The organism is Rhizobium subbaraonis, from assembly GCF_900220975.1.
Classification (GTDB): domain Bacteria; phylum Pseudomonadota; class Alphaproteobacteria; order Rhizobiales; family Rhizobiaceae; genus Mycoplana; species Mycoplana subbaraonis.
The window spans coordinates 1-12,541 of sequence record NZ_OBQD01000050.1 but is presented as its reverse complement, the minus strand read 5'-3'; the positions used below and the strand labels follow the sequence as shown (position 1 = coordinate 12,541).

Below are 12,541 nucleotides of genomic sequence, written 5' to 3'. Positions count from 1 at the left end.
GATCGGGAAACTGATAGACCTCATCGAGCCTCAAGAAGCGCGCAACTTCTTCACATCATGCGGATACGATCCAGCATGAAAGGGAAACGCTCTAATTCATGCGCATGATCCACGACGTTGCCAAAAGACTAAATTCAGTCCTGACACCTGAAGATCTGGCACTGCTAGAGAAAGCCTTTGCGCGCGTGTGCGAGCTGCGCGGTATTTCTCAGACATCGCCGCCGGCACAAGAGAGCGCCAAGGTTCTGATTAATTTATATCAGAGTGGAATTCGAAACAGGTTCCAGCTGGTGGCGATGCTGACGGGACAGAGGTATCCGTAGGGAAACTTCTCATCCATTTTTGGCTGTTTACGCCCGTAAAGTGATGGGACCGCAATCGAACTACGTGGTCAGACTGTCAGTGACAGAATTGTTTGCTTTTCAAACAAAATTATCATGCGCGATGAATGCTGTACCATCGGATCGCCGCGCAAAATTATCGATGTTCTGGCTCAGATTACCGAAACGTTTTCGGCCTTCGATTTGCCCGTCTTGCGGTCCTGGCCTACTTCGTAGCGAACCTTTTGGCTATCCTTCAACGCCTCGCCGAAGGCGACCGCGGAGATGTGCACGAAGACGTCCTGACCGCCGTCATCTGGTGTGATGAAGCCGAAGCCCTTGTCTTGAGCAAAGAATTTTACAGTACCGGTCGCCATGTGATCCTCGTTGGTGGTTGAGACTCCGACCCTAACCGTCTGGCGCCAGAGCAACAAGCGGCCTGATTTCGGGGAATTGGGGACAGGCTGGCGAATACGATGAACGGACGGACTGAGACTTTAGCCGTAAATCGCCGATCATAAACCGCTGCTTTAGGTTTTTGGCAGATATTGAGCATGAACTCTATTGACGGTTTGGGCTTGTCATTGCGTCCTCAAGGACGATCGAAAGCGCAGCGTCGTCTCTTCTGGTTGAGAGTTGGGGGCGTAGCGTGACGGTGATTGAGAATGGATGACGTCTGGAAAGTTCTTGCTGGCAATCTTGCCGCTGTCGCGTTGATCGTCTCGATCTGGACCCATCTCTCCTATCGCTTCTACCACTTGCCGCCAAAGCTGCGCTGCGCCGGCCTCGGAGTCACAATGGGCTTGGCGGCGATCGCGTCAATGCTACTCTCGGTCCGCTTCGATGTCGGGGTCATCTTTGATCTCCGCCTTGCGATCATTGAGTCCGCTGCTGTATTCGGCGGGCCGGGGGCTGCGCTTATCACCGCCATCATGGCTGCGGGCTTCCGCTTATATCTTGGTGGGGCAGGGGTAGCGCCTGGCTTGACCGCGATCGCTCTTGTTTTCGTGCTAGGAAGCTCGCTCTGGTTCTTCGCTGGTCGAAAACCGTTGAGCAATGCGCCGTCGATCCTGAGTGCCGCAGTGCTTGCCGGCTGCTTGTCGATCACAGTGCTTGCGCTGCTCCCTCAAGCGGATTTCCAGCGGGCGGTTGACCAGGTGGGACTGCCAATTGTCGTTCTAAATTTTGCAACGACAGCCGCTATTGGCTTCTTCCTGGCATACTTCCGCCGGTTCACGCTGGAGCGCGATATTTTGTACGCGGCTCTCACACAGGCTCCCGACTACCATTACGTTAAAGACCTGAAACACCGTTTCGTTGTCGCGAACCTCAATGTTGCTCGCCACAATGGGCGCATGCGGTCGTCTGAAATGGTTGGGCTGACGGATTATGATCTCGCGCCGAAGGAGAGAGCCGAGCAGCTGATGGCAGCCGAGGCCGATGTCATGCGAACCGGCCAGGCGCTGGACCATTTTGAGGAGTTTCTCATCGAAGAGGACAAGCCGCCGCGATGGTATTCGACCTCAAAAGTACCTTTAAAAAACCGACAAGGTGACATGGTCGGGTTGGCCGGGGTGACGGTCGACATTACGGAGAAAAAGCTCCTCGAGCAGGAACTCCGTTCCAGCAGGAATATCATGGCGCAGGCCATGGCCGAAATGTCCGACGGGCTCGCTATGTTCGGGCCGGATGGAAACATCGTGTTCTGTAATGACCGGTACCGAGAACTCTTCCCGAAATCCGCCTATGCCCGCAAGGAAGGCGCCCACATCACCGACATCGTGAGGGCTACCGTGCGTAACGGCGAGCGGAAGGATTTGCCCATCGATCTAGACGAGGAGAGCATTCAGGCGGCCGCCAAAACGCTATTCATCAACAAGGACGAAGTCATCCCACTAGCAGACGGTCGCTGGTTGTCCCTGAGAACACGGGTGACTGAGGATCGCCACGTACTGGCACTCGTCTCAGATATCACCGCGATGAAGGAATCCGAGCTTTCCCTCAAGAGCTTTGCCGAACAAATGAAAGGCCTTGCTGAAACAGACGCGCTGACTGGACTTGCTAATCGACGATCGTTCGACGATGGCCTGCAGCGCGAATTCGAGGCAGCGAAACAGACCGGTCGGCCTCTGTCTGTGCTTCTGATCGATGTCGACAGATTCAAGGCATACAACGACCGCTACGGACATCTTCCCGGTGACGTTTGCCTGAAATCAGTTGCGGCGGCAATTGCGACTGGGGTTAGACGGTCTGGCGACATCACGGCGCGGTTTGGAGGCGAGGAATTCGCAGTTCTCCTACCTAACACTGACGGCGACATGGCGATCGCAATCGCTGAGAAGATCAGAACGTCGATTAGGAAACTTAGCATCCTACACGAAGACAGCGAATATGGGATCGTAACCGTCAGCGTAGGCGCCACCGTTTTCACGCCCCTTGCGTCCATAGGCGACCCAACCGAGCTCGTCGAACGAGCCGATCTGGCGCTGTACCAGGCAAAGAATGCTGGTCGGAATTGCGTCAGATTTCACAGATTGGCTGACGATTACGCGAGAGACTTCGCTTGACCATCGGAACATTGCAACTCTGCCTCCGGCAGACCCTGCGCCGTTTATACTGCCGGAGTTGCCGCTCATTAAATGAGTTCAGTCGATGGCCGAGAGAAGCACTTCGGATGTTATTGCCCCTGCTCGGGGACAAAAGGTCGCAACCGAAGTCGATAGTCTGACCGATGATCCAGCTGATGTAGAAGCTCGCATGCAGCTGAACCTATTTAGATCCCCGAAAATCTTTGACGCTCATGCCCACCCAAGACTTAAAGGACTTCTGAAAATACGCGATACTTCGAAATCCTAAACTCTCCGAGACTTGACCGATAGGCACTTCGCCCGAAGCCAGAAGCAATTTTGCGCGCTCCATACGGCGTCGAAGTACATGCTGATGTGGGGTCTCTCCGGTGGCCGCTTTAAATGATCGGCTGAAATGAAACCGGCTCAGGCCAGTGATTTCCGCCAGCGCTGACAGCGTCAGATCCGAACCGAGGTTCTCCTCGATGAACTCTTCAACGAGGGCGAGAGTTGCCTTGCCAATTGGAGGAGCCGCTTCAGCATCCAGCCTCGATGTTCTATGGATCGCCAAGATGGTGACGAGCCCCAACGCCTCTTCGTACAAGCTATCGGGATGATCTTGCGCCAAGAGCCGAGCCCATTGACGCATATATCTCTCTACATCGTCGCTCCTGTAATAAACCTTCTCATACACACGCTCGGCAAATCGCACGCCAAGTTCCTCTCGCATGGAGAGGGGATCAAAATAGATGGCAGTGAACGAGTTCTTTCGTCTGCTCAACCTGGACCAGCCGGAGACGCGCGCGCCGCGAGGGACATAGGTAAGCGTATCGCGCAGATCCCGACGGGTGTCTTCTGCCCCATCTCCGGCACGTATGGCTCCGTCTTCGAGGACAATATCATGGTAGGCGCAGAAATGTAGGTTACTCGTCCAATCATAGCTGAAAGCAGCAGCTAACTCAGGACGGACGTATTCTACGCTGAAGCCATGATGCGTTCTCACCAGCCGCTGTGGGGGATGGGCAATGCCCCGCAGGTCAAGCAATTCTTTTTGTTCCATTTTCAGTACATTCTTGCGCTCTGGATCAAATTATTGCTACCTAAATCTCTCTCCAGTGTAACCGCTTAAAGCGCCCGCAAACAAGTTCAAGTCTCTCTAGCGCCTTCAGGACCGCCTGCCAATTAGCCGTCGAAAGTGGCCATGAAAGCGGCCCACATTGATCCGCGAAACCAGACATTTAGAGTTTTAGCATGCACCGAAAGACCTCCGCACTCACAGGTAACCGACTACTCGGCCTCGGTCGCAACGCGCTGCTCGGTCTGCTAGCGGCAATTGTATTCTTCGTCGCAAGTGCTTCACTGTCTTATTTCACAGTGCAAAACATAAAGGGCAACAGCGCTCGGGTGACCCAAACCCATTCACTGATTGTCGCCCTCGACCTGCTTCTGATTGACGTCCAGGACGCAGAGACGGGCCTACGGGGTTATCTTCTGACAGGAGACGACGAATATCTCGCCCCTTACAATCGCGCGATGTCTCAGGTCGAGAACCGCATTGAGGCCCTCGATTCAATTGCTACACTGGAAATGCACGAACGAGGCGGTCCAGCCGAGTTGCGAGCCTTCACTGTTTCCAAACTCGGCACCATGAGGGAGACGCTCCGTCTTTACGGGGAAGAGGGCGAGGCCGCAGCAGTGGCCTTCATGAGGACCGACCGAGGTCGTAGCGATATGGATGGTATCCGAGACACGGTCAGGCAACTGAGACTTGAGGCGGGCGAAGACCGTGCGCAGGCGTTGCGGGAGCGCGACAGATCATTCGTGGTCGCATGGACGAGCGGGATCGCGACGGGGGTCGTTGGTATCATTCTCACTTTGATCATCTCTGTATTGCTCAGGAGAACTGTGCTTACGCAGAAGCGAGAGCAGTGGCTGAGAGATGCCCAGCTCGGCTTGGGGACAGCGGTATCTGGCGAGCAGCCACTTGCTCAGCTCGGCCAGAATATCCTTGGCTTCCTGACCAACTATCTCGGCGCTGTCGCTGGAGCGATCTATGTCGAAAACGCGGGTCGGTTTCACCGCACGGCGGTCCACGGCGTACCGTCAGACGCGAACCTTCCGACAAGTTTCGGAGCGAACGACAGCCTTTTTGGCCATGTCCTGAAAGATCACCGGCCGATCGCAGTCGGGGAAGTCCCCGACGGCTATATCAGCTTCGGATCAGGCCTTGGGCAGCACAAGCCGCGCTACTTGGCCCTGGCGCCTGCAATCGTTGAAGGAGATATCCGAGGCGTCTTCGAACTTGGCTTCCTGTCTCCCGTCAGCGATGACACGCTGTCGCTTCTAGAAAAAGTGTCTGAGATTATTGCCGTTGCGATTAGATCCGCAGATTTCAGAGCAAGGTTACAGGCGCTGCTTGAAGAAACCCAGCGTCAGTCGGAAGAACTGCAGGTCCAGGGCGAGGAGCTGCGCGTTTCGAACGAGGAGCTGGAAGAACAAGGACGCGCACTTCGCGAACAACAGACCCGCCTGGAACAGCAGCAGGCAGAACTCGAACAGACCAACTCGCAGCTTGAGGAGCAAGCGGAAGAACTGGAGCGGCAGCGGGACAATCTTGAACGGTCGAAAGACGCCATAGAGGCCAAGGCGAAGGAAGTGGAACTCGCCAGCCGCTACAAATCAGACTTCCTCGCGAACATGTCGCATGAGCTGCGAACACCGCTCAACTCTTCGCTCATCCTTGCCAAACTCCTGGCTGACAATTCCGAAGGCAATCTGACTGCCCAACAGGTCCAATTCGCCCAGACCATCCAGTCATCGGGCAATGATCTGCTGAACCTGATCAATGACATCCTCGACCTGTCCAAGATCGAGGCAGGACATGTGGAGATCAATGCGGAAGCGGTGTCCATCGAGAGGACCGTCAATGGGCTTCGTCATATGTTTGAACCGCTCGCAACCAACAAGGGTCTGCAGTTCAACGTCTCGGTCGAGGCGGGCGTGCCCGCAGTCATCCAGACCGATCCGCAGCGCCTGGAGCAGGTTCTCAAGAACCTCTTGGCGAATGCGCTGAAGTTCACCGAAAACGGCGGCGTCTCGCTAACTGTTAGCCGTCGCGATGACAGCCAGGTCGCCTTTTCGATCAAGGACACAGGCATCGGGATTGCGGACGAGCAGCAAAAACGGATCTTTGAAGCCTTCCATCAGGCGGACAGCACTATCAGCCGCAAGTTCGGCGGCACCGGGCTTGGTCTGTCGATTTCTCGCGAACTCGTGCGCTTGCTTGGAGGCCGCTTCCAGCTTCAAAGCCAGCTTGGCGAGGGCAGCACGTTCACCGTCATCATCCCGGCCGAGTTCGACAGTGCGCTGGTCCAGGCTCCGAAACAGGATTTTGCCCCGCCCGTCGCGTCCGCTGCAGAACCCGTCTTCCGCACGGAAGCAGAGAGCACCGCACAAAAGCCGAAGGCCGTCGCAATCGTCGATGACGACCGTGCAGCATCCGAGGCAACGGCCCGCAAGCTGCTGATTGTCGAGGACGATCAATCCTTTGCACTCATCCTGCGCGATCTCGCCCGTGAGCTAAAGTTCCAGGCGCTCGTAGCAGGAACCGCTCAAGAAGCCCTGGAACTCGCCCATCAGTATCTGCCGAACGCCATCCTGCTCGATGTCGGTCTTCCGGACCAATCCGGCCTTTCTGTGCTTGACCGCCTGAAGCGTGACGTGCGGACGCGCCATATTCCGATCCACATCCTGTCCGGTGAAGACTATTCCGACCGGGCCATGTCGCTGGGCGCCGTCGGTTATGCGCTGAAGCCCGTTCAACGCGATCATCTGGTATCTGTGATCGAGTCCCTAGGCGCGAAGGCCGAACAAACGCTGCGGCGCGTGCTGATCGTTGAAGACAACGCCGTTCAGCGGGACGCTCTGTCGAAACTCCTGTCGTCGCATGACGTCGAAACGGTGGGGGCCGGGACTGCGGCAGAGTGCATCTCGTTGCTGGCCGAGCAGACCTTCGACTGCATGGTGCTGGATCTGTCGTTGCCAGATACATCCGGCTTTGCGCTTCTGGAAACGTTGAGCGAAGCGGGCATGCATTCCTTCCCGCCTGTCATCGTCTACACCGGACGCGTTCTCTCGTCCGAAGAAGAACAGAGGCTTCGCCGTTACTCGAAATCTATCATCATCAAGGGTGCAAAATCGCCGGAGCGTCTTCTCGACGAGGTCACACTGTTCCTGCACCAGGTGGTCTCTGAGCTGCCGGACGAGCAGCAGCAAATGATCCGCAAAGCCCGCAATCGCGATGAACTGCTGGAAGGGCGCCGCATTCTGATCGTCGAGGACGACGTGCGCAACGTCTACGCCCTGACCAACATCCTCGAACCACGCGGGGTGATCGTCGATATCGCCAGAAACGGCGAGGAGGCGCTGGAAAAACTGGAGCAATCGATAAGTAACCCAGACGGGCGGATCGATCTGGTTTTGATGGATGTAATGATGCCGATCATGGATGGCCTCACCGCAACCCGCCGCATCCGCAAGAACTCAGCATGGCAGAAGTTGCCGATCATCACCTTGACCGCCAAGGCAATGCCTGACGATCAGAAACGCTGCATTGAAGCCGGCGCCAATGACTATATGGCAAAGCCGCTTGACGTCGAAAAGCTTCTGTCTCTCGTGCGCGTCTGGATGCCGCAATGACGGAGACGTTCGAAAAGGTGGAGGATATAGAGATCCGGCTGCTGCTGGAGGCGCTTTATCATCGCTACCACTATGACTTTCGCAGCTACGCCATGTCGTCGATCCGGCGGCGGTTGCGCCAGGCACGCGAACAGTTGGGCTTTGCGACCATCTCAGCCATGCAGGAGCGCGTCCTTCATCATCCCGAGATGCTTGACGACATGCTCCGCTTCCTTACGGTCCAGGTCAGCGAGATGTTTCGCGACCCGTCCTACTTCGCGGCGATCCGGGAGAAGGTCGTTCCGCATCTTCGCACTTACCCCTCCTTGAAGATCTGGATTGCCGGATGCAGTTCGGGCGAAGAGCTCTATTCCTTTGTCATCCTTTTTCGCGAGGAAGGGCTTGAGGAGCGAACCCTCTTTTATGCGACGGATATTAATCCAGAGGCCCTCGCCCAAGCGGAAGCCGGAATCTATGACATCGAACGGGTCAGATTGTTCACCGAGAACCATCGTGACTCCGGCGGCAAGGGATCTTTGTCTGACTATTACACGACGGGCTACAACCGGTGCATCCTGGACAAAAGCCTGCGGCGCAATGTCGTGTTTTCAGATCATAGTCTTGTGACGGACCAGGTCTTTGGTGAGATGCAATTAGTCTCCTGCCGGAACGTCATGATCTATTTCGACCGGGATCTACAGGACAGGGCTGTCGGTCTTTTCCGGGATACGCTGCCACGCAACGGCTTTCTCGGGCTGGGCTCAAAGGAAACACTGCGGTTTTCAACGCATGCCGATGGCTTTCGGGAGTTCGTCCGAGATGAGAAGATCTATCAGAGGATCGGCTCGTGAAGGACAATCCGAACGGTGCGATCATCATCGGCGCCTCTGCTGGGGCGCTCGAAGCGCTGTCCGTGCTATTGCCGCCACTACCTGCGACTTATCCATATCCCATTTTCGTCGTGGTGCACTTACCGCCAAACAAACGCAGTGTGCTCGCCGCGATTTTTGACCTGAAATGTCAGCTTCGCGCGATTGAGGCGGAAGACAAGGAGCCCGTGCAAGCCGGGTTCATCTACTTCGCGCCCCCGAATTATCATTTGTCGCTCGAGGGACGAACGCATGTCGCTTTATCCAGCGAAGAGGAGGTCCTCTTCTCGCGGCCCTCGATCGACGTGGCATTCGAGAGCGCGGCAGATGCCTGGGGCAGCCAACTGACTGCCATTCTTTTGACTGGCGCCAATCATGATGGGGCCAATGGCCTGTCTGTCGTCGTTCGTTCTGGCGGAACGGCAATCATTCAGGATCCGACAGAAGCCTACGCCAAAGCCATGCCCGAGGCGGCCATACGTGCATGTCCGGATGCACGCATCATGACTTTGGCCGAAATCTCAACCTATTTGCAGAACATTCAATAATGAAGACCGAAGCCACATTTCTCCTCGTTGATGACCTTCCAGAAAATCTCCTTTCTCTGGAAGCACTGCTGCAACGCGATGACCGAACGCTCCTAAAAGCGCGATCCGGTGATGAAGCTCTTGAACTGCTCCTCCGACATGATGTGGCCCTGGCACTGATCGACGTTCAGATGCCAGGGCTTGATGGCTTTGAGCTTGCCGAACTCATGCGAGGCAATGAGCGGACACGGCGGGTTCCGATCATTTTCGTGACTGCCGGCACCCATACAGCCGAGCGGCGGTTCCAGGGATATGAAGCGGGCGCCGTCGACTTTATTCAAAAGCCGATCGAACCAGATATTTTGCGCAGCAAGGCAGAGATTTTTGCAGAACTCTATCGCCAGCGTAAAATGATTTCCGAGCAACGCGACCTTCTCGAAGCGCAAACTCGCGCGCTGCAGCTAGCGGACAAGCGCAAGAATGAATTCATCGCCGTCCTCGTGCACGAATTGCGCAATCCTTTGGCCGCGCTCAACGGCGGGCTAAAGTTACTCTCAAGGAAACCTGAGCCAGCAAAAGCCGAGCAGATACAAAGCCTCATGCATAGCCAGATAGACCATATTATCAGGCTGGTAGATGACCTGCTCGATGTGTCACGGATAACACAGGGCAAAATAACTCTTGCCAAATCGGAGTTTGATCTTAGGGAGGCGGTTTATACAGCCGTGGAGATGACCAGACAGACGGTTGACGAAAAAGGCCATACGGTGACGCTCAGTGTTCCTGAGCAGCCCTGCATGGTATTCGCTGACAAAGTCCGATTGACGCAATGCGTTGCGAATTTGCTTAATAATGCCGCGAAGTATACGCCGAATCGGGGTCTGATAGAGGTTGGGCTTGAGTTGAGCTCAAACACCTACCGCATGAGTGTTACCGACAATGGGTTAGGCCTGACCCCTGAAGGGTCGAGCGCTATCTTCGAAATGTTTGAGCAGATTGAAGAGCATAGGGATCACGCCCGCGGCGGGCTCGGGATCGGCCTCGCCCTCGTAAAACAACTCATGCAATTGCACGGTGGAGATGTCTCCGTATGGAGTAATGGTCCGGGTTTAGGCAGTGTGTTCACGCTTGAATTGCCGGTGGCAGGACCATCTCAGGTTTAAGGCAGCGCTCAGTGTGAAGCCGTAAAATTTGAGGGGCTTCCGCCTTTCGGTTAAATATATTTTAGAGATGTGTGTGGTTTGCTGATGCTGTGAAAACCTGCTGGGGAATAACCTCCTCAGCACCCGACCGGTGAACATACATAGGCACCATGAAGTCACTCATTCCCGCTGTCTACTTCTCGCTGTCGGTCGCCGTTGTCGCTGTCATAGCGGCAAGGCCGTCCGGCCCCTTTGTCCTCGTCGTAACCTCACCGGCTGCACATGCGGCGGGTTCGATGGCCGTTATCGACCAGGCAGACGGCGCTTTCGTCTGGGCTGGAAGCGTTCCCTGGATGTCGGTCGCTTATTCGCAGGCTCCGGATTTTCCGGAGCGGCTACTTGATGCGGGCGCTTTGCTCGTCATCAACCATGATCTGGCGCTTGGTTGCCTGCAAGGAATAAACACATGAATGAATTGAATAAGCTCAGAGACAGGATCTCCTACGGCATCGTCGGACTGCTCTGGATCAACTTTGCCCTGATCGTCATGCGCAATCTCGTCCGCGAGCAAGGTGTCGACTGGACGATGATCCTGGCGACGCTTGTCCTGTTGGTGCCGGCCACACTCTTGTGGACAAGGGATCGCACCGGCGCGACCACCCGAATGGTCACCTCCATGGCGAACGCGGCGACGGTCGCTATTCTCGTGTTCGCCTTCCAGGGCTCGCCGCTCCAAGTCGACATCCACATGTATTTCTTCGCGAGCCTGGCGATTTGTGCCGCTTGGATCGATTGGAGGGCCATCATCGGCTACGCCGCGCTCGTCGCAGTCCACCATCTGCTGCTGTATGTCGCGATGCCCCTGGCGGTCTTCCCGGGTGATTCCGACTTCTCGCGCGTCGTCCTGCATGCGGTGGTGCTGATCGTTCAAAGCATCGTTCTGATCACCCTGACCTCGGCCGTCGTCAAGGCATTCGATGTGTCCGACAAGGCTGTTGCCGAAGCGGTCGCTGCCGAGCGCGAGGCCGTAGAGATGGCCGATCACGTCAAGCGAACCGATGCCGCGGCCGAAGCCGACCGCCGCAAGCGGGAAGCGGAAAAGGCGCTGGAAGCCGAAGCGGTGGACTACGCCGTTTCCGAACTGGCCAAATCGCTGCAAAAGCTGGCGGAGGGGGACCTCTCCTGCCGTATCGAGAGCGCCTTCTCAGGCCCGCTCGATGAGCTGCGGACGTCCTTCAATACCTCCGTGCAGAAGCTCGAAGTCGTCGTTTCTCAGGTCGGTCAGGTGGCCTCAGTCCTCCGCAACGGTACGGGCCAGATCGGCCAGGCCAACAACGATCTCTCCGCCCGCAGCGAGCGCCAGGCAGCTTCGGTCGAGGAAACCGCAAGCGCGCTGTCCAGCGTGATGGCCACCGTGAAGGAAACCGCGTCTGTCGCGGATTCGGTCGGCAAGTTGGTCAACAAGGCAAGGATGGGTGCGGAAAAATCCGGCACGATCGTAACCGACGCGGTCTCTGCCATGAGCCGTATCGAGCAATCGTCGCAGTCCATTTCAAACATCATCGGCGTCATCGACGAGATTGCCTTCCAGACCAATCTTCTGGCGCTGAACGCCGGCGTCGAAGCCGCACGTGCCGGTGAGGCCGGAAAGGGTTTTGCCGTCGTCGCACAGGAGGTCCGCGAACTCGCGCAGCGCTCCGCCAATGCAGCGAAGGAGATAAAGACGCTCATCAACGCGTCCGGGGAAGAAGTGCGCAACGGCGTGTCGCTGGTCGATCAGGCCGGCGAGGCTTTGAGCACGATCGCGACCGAGGTTCAGTCGATCAGCCACGAGATCTCCAAGATCATCGATGGTGCCAAGACCCAGGAACAGGGCCTTGTCGAGATCGATCAGGCGGTCGGGCACATCGACAAGAACACCCAGCGGAATGCTGCGATGGTGGAGGAGTCAAGCGCTGCGATCCAGCAACTCGTCCAAGAGGCCACCACGCTGGATCACCTGATGGCGCAGTTCAAGACCGGATCGAAGACGGGTTCCGAAACGCGTCGCGCCGCTTGACCGCAGCCAAGCCCATATCCGCACGAAAGACTTGGGGCCACGATCGTCGTGGCCCCATTTCCGTTTCAGGGCTTTGCCTGGCGTGTGTCGCGTCTCACATGCACTGTCTGCCCTCGCTGCGGACGAAATAGATCAAGTCGAGGCTGAGGCTCGGCTTGCCCAGTCCGGTCAATCCGGCATGTACCTGTCCGCGATGATGGGTCTGCTGGTTAAAGAAATGGGTGAGGGCCGACGAGTATTGTTGCAGGGCCACCTCGGATCATCGACCGAATGATAGGTAATAGGTGACCTTGCCCCCAAGTTTTATCCAGTTTTAAGTTCGCTCCAGCGGTTTTTGGTTGCTGTATTTGCGGCGGTAGCGGCGGGTTGCGGTGCGGAGC

Annotated in this window: 10 protein-coding genes and 1 pseudogene; 8 read left to right on the top strand and 3 right to left on the bottom strand. The window is 56.5% G+C overall.

All coding sequences use genetic code 11. The annotated features are described in order from the left end of the window. Positions 1–98: 98 nt before the first annotated feature. Entirely contained in the window at positions 99–323 is a 225-nt protein-coding gene (locus CRO48_RS30750; protein WP_097143443.1) for a hypothetical protein, read from the top strand. 170 nt (positions 324–493) lie between these two features. Here CRO48_RS30750 and CRO48_RS30745 read toward each other — a convergent pair whose 3' ends face one another. Then, the gene (locus tag CRO48_RS30745; RefSeq protein ID WP_097143442.1) at positions 494–697 is read right to left on the bottom strand and encodes a cold-shock protein; all 204 of its coding nucleotides are present in this window, start codon (positions 695–697) and stop codon (positions 494–496) included. 288 nt (positions 698–985) lie between these two features. Between CRO48_RS30745 and CRO48_RS30740 the strand changes: the two genes are divergently transcribed. Next, positions 986–2,887 carry a diguanylate cyclase gene (locus tag CRO48_RS30740; RefSeq protein WP_097143441.1) on the top strand — a complete coding sequence of 634 codons (1,902 nt, stop codon included), beginning with the start codon at positions 986–988 and terminating at the stop codon, positions 2,885–2,887. 202 nt (positions 2,888–3,089) lie between these two features. Here the strand turns inward: CRO48_RS30740 and CRO48_RS30735 are convergent, their stop codons facing one another. Then, positions 3,090–3,947 (bottom strand): helix-turn-helix transcriptional regulator, encoded by an 858-nt coding sequence (locus tag CRO48_RS30735; RefSeq protein WP_097143440.1) that lies wholly within the window; start codon positions 3,945–3,947, stop codon positions 3,090–3,092. Positions 3,948–4,138: 191 nt separating this feature from the next. On the opposite strand from CRO48_RS30735, the gene CRO48_RS30730 reads away from it, so the two are divergent. The 6 genes from CRO48_RS30730 (at position 4,139) to CRO48_RS30705 (ending at position 12,161) form a co-directional block, all read left to right on the top strand. Further along, positions 4,139–7,585 (top strand): response regulator, encoded by a 3,447-nt coding sequence (locus CRO48_RS30730; protein ID WP_097143439.1) that lies wholly within the window; start codon positions 4,139–4,141, stop codon positions 7,583–7,585. Further along, a complete protein-coding gene (locus CRO48_RS30725) occupies positions 7,582–8,415 on the top strand; it encodes a CheR family methyltransferase (protein WP_097143438.1) in 834 nt (277 codons plus the stop codon). The genes CRO48_RS30730 and CRO48_RS30725 overlap by 4 nt, the downstream gene beginning before the upstream one ends. Next, the gene (locus CRO48_RS30720) at positions 8,412–8,981 is read left to right on the top strand and encodes a chemotaxis protein CheB (protein WP_097143437.1); all 570 of its coding nucleotides are present in this window, start codon (positions 8,412–8,414) and stop codon (positions 8,979–8,981) included. The genes CRO48_RS30725 and CRO48_RS30720 overlap by 4 nt, the downstream gene beginning before the upstream one ends. After that, positions 8,981–10,123 carry a hybrid sensor histidine kinase/response regulator gene (locus CRO48_RS30715; RefSeq protein WP_097143436.1) on the top strand — a complete coding sequence of 381 codons (1,143 nt, stop codon included), beginning with the start codon at positions 8,981–8,983 and terminating at the stop codon, positions 10,121–10,123. Before CRO48_RS30720 ends, CRO48_RS30715 begins: the two co-directional genes overlap by 1 nt. Positions 10,124–10,398: 275 nt before the next feature. Further along, positions 10,399–10,572 carry a hypothetical protein gene (locus CRO48_RS32730; RefSeq protein ID WP_210202050.1) on the top strand — a complete coding sequence of 58 codons (174 nt, stop codon included), beginning with the start codon at positions 10,399–10,401 and terminating at the stop codon, positions 10,570–10,572. Continuing rightward, on the top strand, positions 10,569–12,161 hold the full coding sequence (locus tag CRO48_RS30705) for a methyl-accepting chemotaxis protein (RefSeq protein WP_097143434.1): 1,593 nt from the start codon (positions 10,569–10,571) through the stop codon (positions 12,159–12,161). The genes CRO48_RS32730 and CRO48_RS30705 overlap by 4 nt, the downstream gene beginning before the upstream one ends. Before the next feature lie 94 nt (positions 12,162–12,255). Here CRO48_RS30705 and CRO48_RS30700 read toward each other — a convergent pair. Next, positions 12,256–12,393: pseudogene (locus CRO48_RS30700) on the bottom strand (DinB family protein); the annotation flags it as partial. Positions 12,394–12,541 lie beyond the last annotated feature (148 nt).